Origin of the sequence: Flavobacterium sp. KACC 22758, assembly GCF_028736135.1 — a bacterium.
GTDB classification, from domain to species: Bacteria; Bacteroidota; Bacteroidia; order Flavobacteriales; family Flavobacteriaceae; genus Flavobacterium; species Flavobacterium johnsoniae.
Window position 1 is genome coordinate 4915168 of record NZ_CP117878.1, and the last position, 13865, is coordinate 4929032.

Consider the following 13865-nt stretch of genomic DNA (forward strand, 5'->3'; position numbering starts at 1 on the left):
ATTACTTATTATTTAGTTGCTTTTTTCTTGTTCGCAACAGTTTTTCTTTTTCCTTTTCTTGTTCTAGAGTTGTTTTTAGTTCTTTGACCTCTTAATGGAAGACCAGATCTATGACGAATACCTCTATAACAACCAATATCCATTAAACGTTTGATGTTCAAAGAAACTTCAGAACGTAATTCTCCTTCAATTTTGTAAAATGAAACAGCATCACGAATCGCTCCGATCTCGTCATCATTCCAATCTTGAACTTTTTTATCCTGGCTAACTTGAGCTTTCTCTAAAATCTCAATAGCTCTACTTTTTCCTAATCCGAAGATGTAGGTAAGTGCAATAACACCTCTTTTGTTTTTTGGGATATCTACCCCTGCTATTCTTGCCATAATTATCCTTGTCTTTGTTTAAATCTAGGATTCTTTTTGTTTATCACGTACAATCTTCCTTTTCTACGCACGATAATGCACTCGGCACTTCTCTTTTTTACTGATGCTCTAACTTTCATACTGAATATCTTTTAATATCGATAAGTAATTCTTGCTTTTGACAAATCGTAAGGGCTCATTTCCAATTTCACTTTATCACCAGGTAATAACTTGATATAATGCATTCGCATCTTTCCAGAAATATGAGCAATTACTATATGTCCATTTTCTAACTCCACACGGAACATAGCATTTGATAATGCTTCAATGATTGATCCGTCTTGTTCTATTGCTGATTGTTTTGCCATAAATAATATTAAGCTACTGCTTTTCTATTTTTACCAGTCTTCATTAAACCATCATAATGTTTGTTTAACAAGTATGAATTGATTTGTTGAATAGTGTCTATTGCAACCCCAACCATAATTATTAATGAGGTACCTCCAAAAAACATCGCCCAAGATTGTTGTACATCCATAATACTTACAACAATAGCTGGGAACACAGCAATCAAAGCAAGGAATAAAGATCCTGGGAAAGTTATTAAAGACATCACTTTATCTAAGAAATCTGAAGTTTCAGCTCCTGGACGAACTCCCGGAATAAAACCACCGCTTCTTTTTAAATCATCAGCCATTTTGTTAGTAGGTACAGTGATTGCAGTATAAAAGAATGTAAATACAATAATTAAAGTTGCAAAAACAAAATTATACCAGAAACCAAACATATTACTAAATGCACCAACAATTGATTGTGATGTATCTGACTTAGACAGTCCAGCTACAGCTGCAGGGATAAACATAATTGCCTGAGCAAAAATGATAGGCATAACTCCAGAAGCATTAAGCTTAAGAGGAATCCATTGTCTATTACCACCTGCCAAATCTTGCTCGTAATCACCAGTTGTAGTACGACGAGCGTATTGAACCGGGATTCTACGTACTGCCATAGTAAGCAATACACAAGAAATGATTACTAATAACCACACAATAATTTCAATAACTAACAACATTGGACCACCATTGTTATTGGTAACTCTCGTTGTAAACTCTTGAATAAAAGCTTGTGGTAAACGAGCTAAGATACCAACCATGATTAATAATGAAATTCCATTTCCAATACCTTTATCTGTAATTTTCTCACCAAGCCACATAGCAAAAATTGTACCTGTAACTAAAATGATAACTGACGAGAACAAAAATTCTGGTGAATTAAAGCCTAGTAGAAAAGCACTACCAGGCAATGTTCTGTATAAATTATAGATATAAGTTGGACCTTGAACCAGTGTAATAGCTATAGTCAACCAACGAGTGATTTGATTAATCTTTTTTCTACCACTTTCTCCATCGTTTTGAAGTTTTTGCAAATAAGGAATAGCAATTCCCATTAACTGAACAACAATAGATGCAGAAATATAAGGCATGATACCTAAAGCAAAAACTGAAGCTTTAGAGAAAGCACCCCCAGTAAACATGTCTAGGATAGATCCTAAACCATTTTTAGTTTGTCCCGCTAAACCTGTTAATTGAGTTGCGTCAATTCCAGGAAGCGTAACGTGTGCACCAAAACGATATACTAAAAGTAATCCTAATGTAATTAAGATTCTGTTTTTCAGTTCTTCGATTTTCCAAACATTACTTAGTGATTCAATAAATTTCTTCATCTTAATAGATAAGTTATATAGTTACAGCTTCACCACCAGCAGCTTCAATAGCAGCTTTTGCAGTAGCAGTAAATTTGTGGGCAGTTACTTTTAATTTTGCTTTCAATTCACCTCTACCTAAAATCTTAACGATTTCATTTTTTGAAGCTAGACGATTAGCTACGAAATCTGTCATAGAAACAGAATCAGTAATCACACCATTGTCTACTAATAATTGAAGCGTATCTAAATTAACACCTTCGTATTCTTTACGATTGATGTTTTTGAAACCAAACTTAGGAACACGTCTTTGAAGTGGCATTTGTCCACCCTCAAAACCAATCTTTTTGGAATAACCAGAACGAGATTTAGCCCCTTTGTGACCTCTTGCAGCAGTGCCACCTTTTCCAGAACCTTCTCCTCTACCTACTCTTTTATTTTGATTGTGCGTTGATCCTTCAGCAGGCTGTAAGTTACTTAAATTCATAACAGTATTTGTTATTTAGCTTCTTCTACAGAAACTAAGTGTTTAACTTTGTTTATCATCCCAAGGATAGCAGGATTTGACTCATGCTCCACAACTTGTCCTAATTTACGTAGACCTAAAGCTTCTAAACCTCTCTTTTGAGAAAGAGGACAGTTGATCTTGCTTCTTACTTGTTTTACTAATAATTTAGCCATAATTTCCTTGATTAACCTTTAAAAACTTTTTCTAAAGAAACTCCTCTCTGTTTTGCAACAGTATGAGCGCTTCTCATTTGTAATAAAGCATCAAAAGTTGCTTTAACTACGTTATGAGGATTTGATGATCCTTGAGATTTAGATAATACGTCGTGAATACCTACTGATTCAAGAACTGAACGAACAGCTCCACCAGCAATAACTCCTGTACCATGAGAGGCAGGAATTAAGAATACACGTGCACCACCAAATTTACCTTTTTGTTCGTGAGGAACAGATTGTCCATTCAAAGGAATTCTAACTAAGTTTTTCTTTGCATCTTCTACTGCTTTCGCAATTGCTTCAGAAACGTCTTTAGATTTTCCTAATCCGTGACCAACTACTCCGTTTTCATCACCTACAACTACAATAGCAGAAAAACCAAAAGCTCTACCTCCTTTTGTAACTTTAGTAACACGATTTACACTAACTAGACGATCTTTAAGTTCAAGACCACTAGGTTTTACCAATTCTACATTTTTGTATTTAGACATAATATATTAGAATTTAAGTCCAGCGGCTCTTGCGCCTTCTGCTAATGATTTAATACGACCGTGATATAAATATCCACCTCTATCAAAAGTGATGCTATCTATCCCAGCTTTTAACGCTTTCTCTGCAACTAGTTTTCCAACAGCGGCAGCGATTTCAACGTTAGTACCTTTTGCTATTTCTTTTTCTCTTGAAGATGCAGCTAATATAGTAACTCCATTTACATCATCAATAAGTTGAGCGTAAATTTCTTTGTTACTTCTAAATACAGACAATCTTGGCTTAGCGGCAGAACCACTAATCGTTTTTCTAATTCTGAATTTAATTCTCTGTCTTCTTTCAGATTTTGTTAATGACATAATCTTATATTTTAAGCTGATTTACCTGCTTTTCTTCTTAATACTTCACCCACAAATTTAACACCTTTTCCTTTGTACGGCTCTGGCTTACGGAAACCTCTGATTTTCGCAGCAACTTGCCCTAAAAGTTGTTTATCAAATGATGTTAATTTTACGATTGGGTTCTTACCTTTTTCAGATATTGTTTCTAAACTTACTTCTGGAGCAATTTCTAAAACAATATTGTGAGAATATCCAAGAGCTAAATCTAATTTTTGTCCTTGGTTTGAAGCTCTATAACCAACTCCAACTAATTCTAGTTCTTTTGTGAAACCTTCAGATACACCAACAACCATATTACTGATCAAAGATCTGAATAATCCGTGTTTTGCTCTATGGTCTTTATGATCAGACGATCTTTCAACTAAAACTTGATCGCCTTCAACAGTTACATTTACGTCCGAAAACTCCTGAACTAGTTGACCTTTTTTTCCTTTTACTGTAATAATACCGTCTTTAACTTCTACAGTTACACCAGCAGGGATTACAATTGGGCTTTTACCTATTCTTGACATCTTATCTAGTGTTTAAAATTAGTATACGTAACAAATTACTTCACCACCTACATTTAATTGCTTAGCTTGTTTTCCTGTCATCAAACCTTTTGATGTAGAAACAATAGCAATTCCTAATCCGTTAAGGATTCTTGGTAATTTGGCAGCACCTGCGTACTTACGTAAACCAGGTTTACTAATTCTTTGGATATCTTTAATTACAGGCTCTTTAGTATCTTTATCATACTTTAAAGCAATTTTGATAGAACCTTGAACTGTGTTCTGCTCAAATTTGTAACTTAAGATATAACCTTGATCAAATAAGATCTTAGTTATTTCTTTTTTAAGATTAGAAGCTGGAATTTCAACAACTTTGTGGTTTGCAGCCACAGCGTTACGAACTCTAGTCAAATAATCTGCAATAGGATCTGTATACATATGTATTTGATTGCGATTATGGTTTTCAGGAAGCACTCGCTTCCTGAACCTTTAATCAATTTATAAACTTTTTAAATTACCAGCTGGCTTTTTTTACACCTGGAATTAATCCATTGTTAGCCATTTCACGGAAAGTTACACGAGAGATTCCGAATTGACGGATATAACCTCTTGGTCTTCCAGTTAATTTGCAACGATTGTGTAAACGAACAGGTGAAGCATTTTTAGGTAATCTTTGTAAACCTTCATAGTCTCCAGCTTCTAATAAAGCTTTTCTCTTTTCAGCATACTTAGCTACCGTTTTCTCTCTTTTCACCTCGCGGGCTTTCATTGATTCTTTAGCCATGTCTTAATTCTTTTTAAAAGGTAATCCTAATTCAGCCAATAATGACTTTGCTTCCTTGTCTGTTTTTGCAGTAGTAACAAATGTAATATCCATTCCTGAAATTTTGTTTACTTTGTCAATATCAATTTCTGGGAAAATGATTTGCTCTAAAACTCCAAGATTGTAGTTACCTCTTCCGTCGAAACCAGTAGCTTTAATACCACCAAAATCTCTAACACGTGGTAAAGCAGAAGTAATAAGTCTATCTAAAAACTCATACATTCTTTCTCCACGTAAAGTAACTTTTGCTCCAATAGGCATCCCTTTTCTTAATTTGAAAGACGCAACGTCTTTCTTAGAAATTGTAGATACTGCTTTTTGTCCAGTGATCTTAGTTAACTCATCAACTGCATAGTCAATAAGTTTTTTATCAGATACAGCTGCACCAACTCCACGGCTCAAAACGATTTTTTCAAGTTTAGGAACTTGCATTACGTTTGTATATCCGAACTCTTCTTTAAGAGCAGAGATTACTCTACTCTTATATTCTTCTTTTAGTCTAGGTGTATATGCCATTACTATAGTACTTGATTAGATTTTTTTGAAAATCTTACTTTCTTATCTCCTTCTACTCTAATACCTACTCTAGTCGTTTCCTTAGTTTTAGGATCAATTAAAGCAATGTTAGAAATTTGAATAGAAGCCTCTTTCTTAACGATACCACCTTGAGGGTTTTTAGCACTTGGTTTAGTATGTTTTGAAACCAGGTTTACACCTTCAACGATCGCTTTGTTTTTTTCACGGTAAACACGTAAAACTTTACCTTCAGCACCTTTATGGTCTCCAGCAATAACTCTTACGATATCTCCTGATTTTATTTTTAGCTTTATCATCTTAAAACGAATTAAAGCACTTCTGGTGCTAATGATACAATTTTCATGAATTGTTTTTCACGAAGTTCTCTTGCTACCGGACCAAAAACACGAGTTCCTCTCATTTCCCCTGCAGCATTCAAAAGAACACATGCATTGTCATCGAAACGGATATAAGAACCATCAGCTCTTCTCACTTCTTTTTTAGTACGCACAACAACTGCAGTTGAAACCGCTCCTTTTTTTACGTTTCCGTTTGGAGTTGCATCTTTGATAGAAACTACAATTTTGTCACCAACAGAGGCATATCTTCTTTTAGTACCTCCTAAAACACGAATAGTTAAAACTTCTTTAGCTCCCGTGTTATCTGCTACTTTTAGTCTTGATTCTTGTTGTACCATAATTATTTAGCTCTTTCTAAGATTTCAACTAATCTCCAACATTTCGTTTTACTTAAAGGACGCGTTTCGCTAATTCTTACAGTATCACCAATGTTACAGTCGTTTGTTTCGTCGTGTGCAACATATTTCTTAGTTTTCAACACGAACTTACCGTATAATGGGTGTTTTACTTTTCTTACTTCTGAAATAACGATAGATTTATCCATCTTATTTGAAGTAACAACACCTATTCTTTCTTTTCTTAAATTTCTTTTTTCTTCCATCTTTCAGCAGAATACAATTATTGTAACTCTCTTTTAGTTAACTCTGTAGCTAATCTAGCAACTGTTCTTCTAACGCTTCTAATTTGAAGTGGGTTAGCAATTGGAGAAATAGCGTGAGCCATTTTTAGGTCAGCATATACTTTCTTAGTTTGACTAAGCTTTTCTTGCAACTCCGCTGCAGAAAGATCTTTTATTTCTGATTGTTTCATAATAAATATAAATTATGCTTCGAAATCTCTAGCAACGACGAACTTAGTTTTTACTGGAAGTTTTTGAGCTGCAAGACGCAAAGCCTCTTTTGCAACTGACAATGGAACCCCTCCAACTTCAAACATAATTCTTCCTGGTTTAACAACAGCAGCCCAATATTCAACTGCTCCTTTACCTTTACCCATACGTACTTCAAGAGGTTTCTTAGTGATAGGTTTGTCTGGGAAAATTTTAATCCACAATTGTCCTTCTCTCTTCATGTAACGAGTTGCAGCGATACGCGCAGCTTCGATTTGACGTGAAGTTAAGAACATTCCATCTTCATGCACAGATTTAATACCAAACATTCCATTTGAAAGTTCATGCCCTCTTTGAGAGTTACCCTTCATTCTACCTTTTTGTACCTTACGGTATTTTGTTCTTTTAGGCTGTAACATTTTTCTTTAGTTTAAAAATTTACTTTCTTTTACGAGCGTCTGGTTTTCCACCTTTATTAAAGTTAGATTTACCTCTAGGGGCATCTCCACCTTTACCACCGCCAGTACCAGATTGTTTTTTATCCATTCCAGCAAGTGGAGAAAGATCTCTCTTTCCATAAACTTCACCTTTCATGATCCATACTTTGATACCCATTCTACCGTAAGTAGTGTGAGCTTCAGCCAAAGCATAATCAATATCAGCTCTGAAAGTTGATAGAGGAATTCTACCTTCTTTGAAACCTTCAGAACGTGCCATCTCAGCACCATTCAAACGACCAGAAATCAAAACTTTGATACCTTCAGCGTTCATACGCATAGAAGCAGCAATAGCCATTTTGATTGCACGTCTGTAAGAAATACGGCTTTCGATTTGACGAGCGATGCTTGTCGCCACAAGATAAGCATCTAACTCTGGTCTTTTAATTTCAAAGATGTTAATTTGAACCTCTTTATCAGTAACTTTCTTAAGTTCCTCTTTTAACTTGTCTACCTCTTGTCCTCCTTTTCCGATAATGATACCAGGTCTAGCAGTAGTGATAGTAACGGTTACAAGCTTTAAAGTTCTCTCGATGATTACTTTAGATACACTAGCTTTTGATAAACGAGCGTGGATATACTTTCTGATTTTGTGATCTTCAGCTAATTTATCGCCGTAATCATTTCCACCATACCAGTTTGAGTCCCATCCTCTGATGATACCAAGTCTATTTCCAATTGGATTTGTCTTTTGTCCCATGCTGCTTAAGAATTGCTTTGTGTGTTATTGATAGCTCCAAGCACGATTGTTACGTGATTAGAACGTTTTCTTATTCTGTGTGCACGACCTTGTGGAGCTGGACGAAGTCTTTTTAACATCATTCCACCATCTACTCTGATCTCTTTAACAAATAATCCAGCTTCTTCTAAATTACCTTCACTATTTTTTTGCTCCCAGTTGTTGATTGCAGATAATAATAGTTTTTCTAATTTTCTTGAAGCTTCTTTAGAACTGAATCTTAAGATGTTAAGTGCTCTTTCTACCTTCTGACCTCTTACCAAGTCCGCTACTAAGCGCATTTTTCTAGGTGAAGTAGGGCAGTTATTCAATTTTGCGAAAGCAATAGACTTATTAGCCTCTTTTCTCGCATCTGCTGTTTCTCTTTTACGAACTCCCATTGCTTCTTATTTTTTACCTTTATTTTTTGCTCCAGCATGACCTCTAAAAGATCTAGTTGGTGAAAACTCTCCTAATTTGTGACCTACCATGTTTTCTGTTACGTAAACTGGTACAAATTGACGACCGTTATGAACTGCGATAGTTTGTCCAACGAAATCTGGAGTAATCATTGAAGCTCTAGACCAAGTCTTAACAACTGCATTTTTACCACTTTCTACGTTTTCTTGAACTTTCTTGTCTAATTTATAATGAACGAAAGGTCCTTTTTTTAATGAACGTGCCATATCTTATTATTTCTTTCTACGTTCTACGATATACTTGTTACTCGGGTTTTTCTTAGAACGAGTTCTGTAACCTTTAGCTGGCAATCCGTTTCTTGAACGTGGATGCCCTCCAGAAGAACGTCCTTCACCACCTCCCATAGGGTGATCAACAGGGTTCATCGCTACTGGTCTAGTTCTAGGTCTTCTTCCTAACCATCTTGTTCTACCTGCTTTACCAGATACAACTAATTGGTGGTCAGAGTTAGAAACAGCTCCAATTGTAGCCGAACAAGTCAACAAGATTAATCTTGTCTCTCCAGATGGCATTTTAATTGTTGCGTATTTCCCGTCTCTTGCCATTAACTGAGCAAAAGTTCCAGCTGAACGAGCAATTACAGCTCCTTGTCCTGGACGTAACTCAATACAAGATATAACAGTTCCAAGAGGAATTCTGCTTAAAGGTAAAGTATTACCAATCTCTGGTTGAGATTCTGGACCAGAAACTAATTTCTGACCAACTTTCAATCCGTTTTGAGCGATAATATAAGTTTTCTCTCCATCAGCATAAGCTAATAAAGCGATAAACGCAGTACGATTTGGATCGTATTCGATTGATTTCACTGTAGCTGGAATTCCATCTTTAGTTCTTTTGAAATCAATAATACGATATCTCTGCTTGTGACCACCACCCGTATAACGCATGGTCATCTTTCCTTGACTATTTCTACCTCCTGAGTTTTTTATCGGCGCTATCAAAGAGCGTTCCGGCTTATCAGTTGTAATAGCGTCATAACCATTCACAACTCTAAATCGCTGACCCGGGGTAATAGGTTTTAATTTTCTTACTGACATTTTTCTATCTTAGATATTGTTGTAAAAATCAATTGTTTCTCCTTCTTGTACTTGAACAATTGCTTTTTTGATTGCATTTGTCTTTCCACTGATTAAACCACTTTTAGTGTATTTAGTAGATCTGTCTGGTCTCACATTCATTGTGTTAACAGAAACGATAGTTACTCCATAAGCAGCCTCAACAGCTTTCTTAATTTGAACTTTGTTTGCTTTTTTGTCAACAACGAATCCGAAGCGGTTAAGAACTTCACTTTCTTTGGTTACTTTTTCAGTTACTATAGGTCTAATTATGATACTCATACTCCTATTATTTACTTAAATTTTCTTCAATTAACTCTAAAGAACCCTCCAAAAGCACTAAATTATTAGTGTTTAATATTGCGTAAGTGCTTAATTCTGAGCTAGTTACGACATTAGAAGCCTTTAAATTGCGTGACGACAAATATACATTTTTATTTGACTCACCCAACACAAATAGAGATTTTTTATTTTCTAACCCTAAAGCTTTCAAAACGTTAATGAAATTTTTAGTGTTTGGCGCTTCAAAATTAAAATCTTCAAGAACGATAATATTCGACTCTTTTGCTTTGATAGAGAAAGCTGATTTTCTAGCCAATCTTTTTAAGTTTTTATTCAATTTGAATGAATAACTTCTTGGTCTTGGCCCGAAAACTGTTCCTCCACCTTTAAACAAAGGATTCTTAACACTTCCCGCACGAGCCGTACCCGTACCTTTTTGCTTTTTAATCTTACGCGTACTTCCAGTTACTTCAGCTCTTTCTTTAGCTTTATGAGTACCTTGTCTTTGATTAGCAAGATATTGCTTAACATCAAGATATACTGCGTGATTGTTTGGTTCAATTGCGAATACTGAATCAGAAAGTTGAACTTTTCTTCCAGTATCTTTTCCGTTGAAATCTAATACTTTTACTTCCATTACTTCTGAATGATTACGTAAGAGTTTTTGTGTCCTGGAATACATCCTTTAACAACAAGTAGATTCTTTTCAGCAACTACTTTTAAAACTCTAAGGTTTTGAACTTTTACATTATCTCCTCCCATTCTTCCAGCCATACGCATTCCTTTGAATACTCTAGATGGATAAGAAGATGCTCCTACAGAACCTGGCGCTCTTAAACGGTTGTGCTGACCATGTGTAGCTTGTCCAACACCACCAAAACCGTGACGTTTAACAACACCTTGGAAACCTTTACCTTTAGACACACCTTGCACGTCTACAAACTCTCCTTCTTCAAAAATAGAAACATCAATAAGATCTCCTAATTTTTGCTCAGTTGCAAAATCTTGGAATTCAACGACTTTTTTCTTAGCAACAGTTCCAGCTTTTTTAAAGTGCCCTAAAGCAGCTTTAGTAGAATGTTTCTCGTTTTTGTCATCGAAACCAAGTTGCAACGCTTCATACCCGTCAACCTCGTTGGTTCTGACTTGGGTAACAACACATGGTCCAGCTTCGATTACTGTACAAGGAATGTTTTTCCCGTTTTCGTCGAAAATACTAGTCATGCCGATTTTTTTACCAATTAACCCAGACATAAATATTAATTATTAATTACTAAAATTCCCTTCAATTTGAAAATAACAGAAATTTCCAAACAGGGAGTGCAAAAGTAGACATTAAAATTGAATATACCAAACAGTTACAAAAATTAAATCGCTCATAATCAAAATCCAAGCTTCAAACCAGCTTCAAAAACAACTTTTTCTAATCTAATTTTTCAAACTGTTTTACTCTTTTACAATCGACTTACGCTTAACAATTAATTAATAAAACAACAACAAAAATCATTCGAATAGCTTTAAAATAAAGGGGGTTACGAAAATTGGCAAAAAAAAATATTAAATATACAACATCAAAATCACACAAAAAAGCCCATAATTCAAAAACAAAAAAAGCGAGACATTTCTGACTCGCTTTTTATATAAAAAATATAATAAAATTATACTTTAATCTCTACTTCAACACCACTTGGTAACTCAAGTTTCATTAAAGCATCAATAGTTTTAGATGAAGATGAATAAATATCAATCAATCTCTTGTATGACATTACTTCAAATTGCTCTCTCGCTTTTTTGTTAACGTGCGGAGAACGCAATACAGTGAAAAGTTTTTTGTGAGTTGGCAACGGGATTGGACCTGTTACAACTGCTCCAGTAGTTTTTACTGTTTTTACGATCTTTTCAGCAGATTTATCTACCAACATGTGATCGTAAGATTTTAGTTTTATTCTGATTTTTTGACTCATTTTCTTAAAATTAAGCGTTACCTTTTGCTTTTTTGATTACCTCTTCTGAAATATTAGAAGGTGTTTCTGCATAGTGAGAAAACTCCATTGTAGAAGTAGCTCTACCAGAAGATAATGTTCTTAATGTAGTTACATATCCAAACATTTCTGATAAAGGCACATCAGCCTTAATCGTTTTTGCACCATTTCTATCACCCATATCATTAACCTGACCTCTACGACGGTTCAAGTCACCTACGATATCACCCATGTTTTCTTCTGGAGTAATAACTTCGATTTTCATGATTGGCTCAAGAATAACAGCTCCAGCAGCACGTCCTGACTCTTTATAACCCATTCTTGCAGCTAATTCAAAAGATAATGCATCAGAATCCACAGGGTGGAAAGATCCATCAGTTAAAGTTACTTTTAAACTATCCACAGCATATCCTGCTAACGGACCAGTTTTCATAGCTTCTCTAAATCCTTTTTCAACAGCAGGGATATATTCTTTAGGAACGTTACCACCTTTTACAGCATTGATAAATTGTAACCCAACTGGAACTTTACCATCAACTTCATCAGCAGGCTCAATTGTAAATACGATATCACCGAATTTACCACGACCTCCAGATTGTTTCTTGTAAGTCTCTCTATGTGTTGCAGATCTTGTAAACGCTTCTTTGTATTCAACCTGAGGCTCACCTTGGTTTACTTCAACTTTAAATTCACGCTTCATACGATCTACTAAGATATCTAAGTGAAGCTCACCCATACCAGAAATAATTGTCTGCCCTGAAGCCTCATCAGTTCTAACTGTAAATGTTGGATCCTCTTCAGCTAATTTAGCTAAAGCCATACCCATTTTATCAACGTCAGCTTTTGTTTTTGGCTCAATAGCAATACCAATTACAGGATCCGGGAATTTCATAGATTCCAATACAATTGGATTCTTTTCATCACAAAGAGTATCTCCTGTTTTAATATCTTTAAATCCAACAGCAGCTCCAATATCTCCAGCCTCAATAAATTCGATTGGATTTTGCTTGTTCGCGTGCATTTGGTAAATACGAGAAATTCTTTCTTTATTTCCAGAACGAGTATTTAAAACATAAGAACCTGCATCTAAACGCCCAGAATAAGCACGGAAGAAAGCTAAACGGCCAACGAATGGATCAGTAGCAATTTTAAATGCTAAAGCAGCGAATGGCTCTTTAACATCTGGCTTACGCAAGATTTTAGTTTGATCCTCTTCTAATAAATCAGCATCATCAGGGTGAATACCTTCAATACCTTCTTTATCTAAAGGAGATGGTAAATACTTACAAACTGCATCCAACATAAATTGAACACCTTTGTTTTTGAAAGATGAACCAGCAAGCATTGGAATAATTGCCATATCAATAGTAGCAGCTCTTAATGCATTGTTGATTTCTTCTTCTGAAATAGAATTTTCATCTTCCATGTATTTATCCAAAAGATTCTCGTCATAAGTAGCAATCTCTTCGATAAGAATAGAACGATAGTGTTTCACTTCGTCAACCATATCAGCAGGTATATCAACGATATCAAAAGTAGCTCCTTGTGTTTCATCATGCCATACAATAGCTTGATTTTTTACTAAGTCAACAATACCTTTAAAATCTGCTTCATCACCAATAGGCAAAGTAATTGCAACCGCATTCGATTTCAACATATCTTTAACCTGTCCACATACAGCTAAAAAGTTAGCACCTTGACGGTCCATTTTGTTTACGAATCCCATACGAGGAACTCTATATTGATCTGCAAGTCTCCAGTTAGTCTCTGATTGAGGCTCAACACCATCAACAGCACTAAATAAGAAAACTAAACCATCAAGTACACGCAAAGAACGATTTACCTCTACAGTAAAGTCAACGTGCCCAGGAGTATCAATAATATTGAAGTGGTAAGGTAATGATTGAGGAATAACTTTTCCTTGCTCAGTTGGAAAGTTCCAAGTACAAGTTGTAGCAGCAGAAGTAATTGTAATACCTCTTTCCTGCTCTTGTGCCATCCAGTCCATTGTCGCAGCACCATCGTGCACCTCACCAATTTTGTGTGATTTTCCAGTATAAAAAAGAATACGCTCAGTAGTTGTTGTTTTACCAGCATCAATGTGAGCAGCAATCCCGATATTTCTTGTATATTTTAAATCTCTAGCCATTTCTTTA

At 35.3% G+C, this 13865-nt stretch carries 26 protein-coding genes; all 26 read right to left on the reverse strand.

What is annotated here, in order from left to right; translation table 11 throughout:
- Nucleotides 1–8: 8 nt before the first annotated feature.
- The 26 genes from rpsM to fusA all read right to left on the reverse strand — a co-directional run bounded on the left by rpsM (nt 9) and on the right by fusA (nt 13858).
- Nucleotides 9–383, reverse strand: a complete 375-nt coding sequence (gene rpsM, locus PQ462_RS20835) for a 30S ribosomal protein S13 (protein WP_012022478.1) — start codon at nt 381–383, stop codon at nt 9–11.
- A gap of 2 nt (nt 384–385) precedes the next feature.
- Nucleotides 386–502: a type B 50S ribosomal protein L36 gene (ykgO, locus tag PQ462_RS20840; protein ID WP_002987490.1), complete on the reverse strand. Its 117-nt coding sequence runs from the start codon at nt 500–502 to the stop codon at nt 386–388.
- A gap of 12 nt (nt 503–514) precedes the next feature.
- Nucleotides 515–730 (reverse strand): translation initiation factor IF-1, encoded by a 216-nt coding sequence (gene infA / locus PQ462_RS20845; RefSeq protein ID WP_007136545.1) that lies wholly within the window; start codon nt 728–730, stop codon nt 515–517.
- 8 nt (nt 731–738) lie between these two features.
- Nucleotides 739–2085 carry a preprotein translocase subunit SecY gene (gene secY, locus PQ462_RS20850; RefSeq protein WP_012022479.1) on the reverse strand — a complete coding sequence of 449 codons (1347 nt, stop codon included), beginning with the start codon at nt 2083–2085 and terminating at the stop codon, nt 739–741.
- A 13-nt stretch (nt 2086–2098) separates the two neighbouring features.
- Nucleotides 2099–2551: a 50S ribosomal protein L15 gene (rplO, locus tag PQ462_RS20855; RefSeq protein WP_012022480.1), complete on the reverse strand. Its 453-nt coding sequence runs from the start codon at nt 2549–2551 to the stop codon at nt 2099–2101.
- Between the two features lie 11 nt (nt 2552–2562).
- Nucleotides 2563–2745, reverse strand: coding sequence for a 50S ribosomal protein L30 (rpmD, locus tag PQ462_RS20860; RefSeq protein WP_012022481.1), 183 nt, complete (start codon nt 2743–2745; stop codon nt 2563–2565).
- A gap of 11 nt (nt 2746–2756) precedes the next feature.
- The gene (gene rpsE / locus PQ462_RS20865; protein WP_085949269.1) at nt 2757–3281 is read right to left on the reverse strand and encodes a 30S ribosomal protein S5; all 525 of its coding nucleotides are present in this window, start codon (nt 3279–3281) and stop codon (nt 2757–2759) included.
- 3 nt (nt 3282–3284) lie between these two features.
- Complete coding sequence (gene rplR / locus PQ462_RS20870) at nt 3285–3635, reverse strand: 50S ribosomal protein L18 (RefSeq protein WP_274251439.1); 351 nt, start codon at nt 3633–3635, stop codon at nt 3285–3287.
- An 11-nt stretch (nt 3636–3646) separates the two neighbouring features.
- Entirely contained in the window at nt 3647–4189 is a 543-nt protein-coding gene (gene rplF / locus PQ462_RS20875; RefSeq protein ID WP_012022483.1) for a 50S ribosomal protein L6, read from the reverse strand.
- Between the two features lie 18 nt (nt 4190–4207).
- Nucleotides 4208–4606 carry a 30S ribosomal protein S8 gene (rpsH, locus tag PQ462_RS20880; protein ID WP_008464306.1) on the reverse strand — a complete coding sequence of 133 codons (399 nt, stop codon included), beginning with the start codon at nt 4604–4606 and terminating at the stop codon, nt 4208–4210.
- Nucleotides 4607–4682: 76 nt separating this feature from the next.
- Entirely contained in the window at nt 4683–4952 is a 270-nt protein-coding gene (gene rpsN, locus PQ462_RS20885) for a 30S ribosomal protein S14 (RefSeq protein WP_008464305.1), read from the reverse strand.
- 3 nt (nt 4953–4955) lie between these two features.
- Nucleotides 4956–5507, reverse strand: a complete 552-nt coding sequence (gene rplE / locus PQ462_RS20890) for a 50S ribosomal protein L5 (protein WP_012022484.1) — start codon at nt 5505–5507, stop codon at nt 4956–4958.
- 2 nt (nt 5508–5509) lie between these two features.
- Nucleotides 5510–5824 (reverse strand): 50S ribosomal protein L24, encoded by a 315-nt coding sequence (rplX, locus tag PQ462_RS20895; RefSeq protein WP_008464300.1) that lies wholly within the window; start codon nt 5822–5824, stop codon nt 5510–5512.
- An 11-nt stretch (nt 5825–5835) separates the two neighbouring features.
- Entirely contained in the window at nt 5836–6204 is a 369-nt protein-coding gene (rplN, locus tag PQ462_RS20900) for a 50S ribosomal protein L14 (protein WP_007803649.1), read from the reverse strand.
- A gap of 2 nt (nt 6205–6206) precedes the next feature.
- Nucleotides 6207–6467, reverse strand: coding sequence for a 30S ribosomal protein S17 (gene rpsQ / locus PQ462_RS20905; RefSeq protein WP_012022485.1), 261 nt, complete (start codon nt 6465–6467; stop codon nt 6207–6209).
- A 17-nt stretch (nt 6468–6484) separates the two neighbouring features.
- Complete coding sequence (gene rpmC, locus PQ462_RS20910; RefSeq protein WP_008464297.1) at nt 6485–6676, reverse strand: 50S ribosomal protein L29; 192 nt, start codon at nt 6674–6676, stop codon at nt 6485–6487.
- Nucleotides 6677–6688: 12 nt separating this feature from the next.
- A complete protein-coding gene (gene rplP, locus PQ462_RS20915) occupies nt 6689–7114 on the reverse strand; it encodes a 50S ribosomal protein L16 (RefSeq protein WP_008464295.1) in 426 nt (141 codons plus the stop codon).
- Between the two features lie 19 nt (nt 7115–7133).
- Nucleotides 7134–7892 carry a 30S ribosomal protein S3 gene (rpsC, locus tag PQ462_RS20920; RefSeq protein ID WP_012022487.1) on the reverse strand — a complete coding sequence of 253 codons (759 nt, stop codon included), beginning with the start codon at nt 7890–7892 and terminating at the stop codon, nt 7134–7136.
- A 5-nt stretch (nt 7893–7897) separates the two neighbouring features.
- Nucleotides 7898–8311, reverse strand: coding sequence for a 50S ribosomal protein L22 (gene rplV, locus PQ462_RS20925; protein ID WP_007803631.1), 414 nt, complete (start codon nt 8309–8311; stop codon nt 7898–7900).
- 6 nt (nt 8312–8317) lie between these two features.
- A complete protein-coding gene (rpsS, locus tag PQ462_RS20930) occupies nt 8318–8596 on the reverse strand; it encodes a 30S ribosomal protein S19 (RefSeq protein ID WP_008464288.1) in 279 nt (92 codons plus the stop codon).
- Between the two features lie 6 nt (nt 8597–8602).
- Complete coding sequence (rplB, locus tag PQ462_RS20935) at nt 8603–9427, reverse strand: 50S ribosomal protein L2 (protein WP_008464287.1); 825 nt, start codon at nt 9425–9427, stop codon at nt 8603–8605.
- 9 nt (nt 9428–9436) lie between these two features.
- Complete coding sequence (gene rplW / locus PQ462_RS20940) at nt 9437–9727, reverse strand: 50S ribosomal protein L23 (protein WP_012022489.1); 291 nt, start codon at nt 9725–9727, stop codon at nt 9437–9439.
- 7 nt (nt 9728–9734) lie between these two features.
- The gene (rplD, locus tag PQ462_RS20945; protein WP_012022490.1) at nt 9735–10364 is read right to left on the reverse strand and encodes a 50S ribosomal protein L4; all 630 of its coding nucleotides are present in this window, start codon (nt 10362–10364) and stop codon (nt 9735–9737) included.
- Nucleotides 10364–10981, reverse strand: a complete 618-nt coding sequence (gene rplC, locus PQ462_RS20950) for a 50S ribosomal protein L3 (RefSeq protein WP_012022491.1) — start codon at nt 10979–10981, stop codon at nt 10364–10366. Before rplC ends, rplD begins: the two co-directional genes overlap by 1 nt.
- Before the next feature lie 404 nt (nt 10982–11385).
- The gene (gene rpsJ, locus PQ462_RS20955) at nt 11386–11691 is read right to left on the reverse strand and encodes a 30S ribosomal protein S10 (RefSeq protein ID WP_007803605.1); all 306 of its coding nucleotides are present in this window, start codon (nt 11689–11691) and stop codon (nt 11386–11388) included.
- A gap of 10 nt (nt 11692–11701) precedes the next feature.
- Nucleotides 11702–13858: an elongation factor G gene (gene fusA, locus PQ462_RS20960; RefSeq protein ID WP_012022492.1), complete on the reverse strand. Its 2157-nt coding sequence runs from the start codon at nt 13856–13858 to the stop codon at nt 11702–11704.
- Nucleotides 13859–13865: the final 7 nt, after the last annotated feature.

Bases quoted from the DNA above. Each gene is read 5' to 3' on its own strand.
- rpsM (WP_012022478.1), bottom strand. From the start codon at position 383: ATGGCAAGAATAGCAGGGGTAGATATCCCAAAAAACAAAAGAGGTGTT.
- ykgO (WP_002987490.1), bottom strand. From the start codon at position 502: ATGAAAGTTAGAGCATCAGTAAAAAAGAGAAGTGCCGAGTGCATTATC.
- infA (WP_007136545.1), bottom strand. From the start codon at position 730: ATGGCAAAACAATCAGCAATAGAACAAGACGGATCAATCATTGAAGCA.
- secY (WP_012022479.1), bottom strand. From the start codon at position 2,085: ATGAAGAAATTTATTGAATCACTAAGTAATGTTTGGAAAATCGAAGAA.
- rplO (WP_012022480.1), bottom strand. From the start codon at position 2,551: ATGAATTTAAGTAACTTACAGCCTGCTGAAGGATCAACGCACAATCAA.
- rpmD (WP_012022481.1), bottom strand. From the start codon at position 2,745: ATGGCTAAATTATTAGTAAAACAAGTAAGAAGCAAGATCAACTGTCCT.
- rplR (WP_274251439.1), bottom strand. From the start codon at position 3,635: ATGTCATTAACAAAATCTGAAAGAAGACAGAGAATTAAATTCAGAATT.
- rplF (WP_012022483.1), bottom strand. From the start codon at position 4,189: ATGTCAAGAATAGGTAAAAGCCCAATTGTAATCCCTGCTGGTGTAACT.
- rpsH (WP_008464306.1), bottom strand. From the start codon at position 4,606: ATGTATACAGATCCTATTGCAGATTATTTGACTAGAGTTCGTAACGCT.
- rpsN (WP_008464305.1), bottom strand. From the start codon at position 4,952: ATGGCTAAAGAATCAATGAAAGCCCGCGAGGTGAAAAGAGAGAAAACG.
- rplE (WP_012022484.1), bottom strand. From the start codon at position 5,507: ATGGCATATACACCTAGACTAAAAGAAGAATATAAGAGTAGAGTAATC.
- rplX (WP_008464300.1), bottom strand. From the start codon at position 5,824: ATGATAAAGCTAAAAATAAAATCAGGAGATATCGTAAGAGTTATTGCT.
- rplN (WP_007803649.1), bottom strand. From the start codon at position 6,204: ATGGTACAACAAGAATCAAGACTAAAAGTAGCAGATAACACGGGAGCT.
- rpsQ (WP_012022485.1), bottom strand. From the start codon at position 6,467: ATGGAAGAAAAAAGAAATTTAAGAAAAGAAAGAATAGGTGTTGTTACT.
- rpmC (WP_008464297.1), bottom strand. From the start codon at position 6,676: ATGAAACAATCAGAAATAAAAGATCTTTCTGCAGCGGAGTTGCAAGAA.
- rplP (WP_008464295.1), bottom strand. From the start codon at position 7,114: ATGTTACAGCCTAAAAGAACAAAATACCGTAAGGTACAAAAAGGTAGA.
- rpsC (WP_012022487.1), bottom strand. From the start codon at position 7,892: ATGGGACAAAAGACAAATCCAATTGGAAATAGACTTGGTATCATCAGA.
- rplV (WP_007803631.1), bottom strand. From the start codon at position 8,311: ATGGGAGTTCGTAAAAGAGAAACAGCAGATGCGAGAAAAGAGGCTAAT.
- rpsS (WP_008464288.1), bottom strand. From the start codon at position 8,596: ATGGCACGTTCATTAAAAAAAGGACCTTTCGTTCATTATAAATTAGAC.
- rplB (WP_008464287.1), bottom strand. From the start codon at position 9,427: ATGTCAGTAAGAAAATTAAAACCTATTACCCCGGGTCAGCGATTTAGA.
- rplW (WP_012022489.1), bottom strand. From the start codon at position 9,727: ATGAGTATCATAATTAGACCTATAGTAACTGAAAAAGTAACCAAAGAA.
- rplD (WP_012022490.1), bottom strand. From the start codon at position 10,364: ATGGAAGTAAAAGTATTAGATTTCAACGGAAAAGATACTGGAAGAAAA.
- rplC (WP_012022491.1), bottom strand. From the start codon at position 10,981: ATGTCTGGGTTAATTGGTAAAAAAATCGGCATGACTAGTATTTTCGAC.
- rpsJ (WP_007803605.1), bottom strand. From the start codon at position 11,691: ATGAGTCAAAAAATCAGAATAAAACTAAAATCTTACGATCACATGTTG.
- fusA (WP_012022492.1), bottom strand. From the start codon at position 13,858: ATGGCTAGAGATTTAAAATATACAAGAAATATCGGGATTGCTGCTCAC.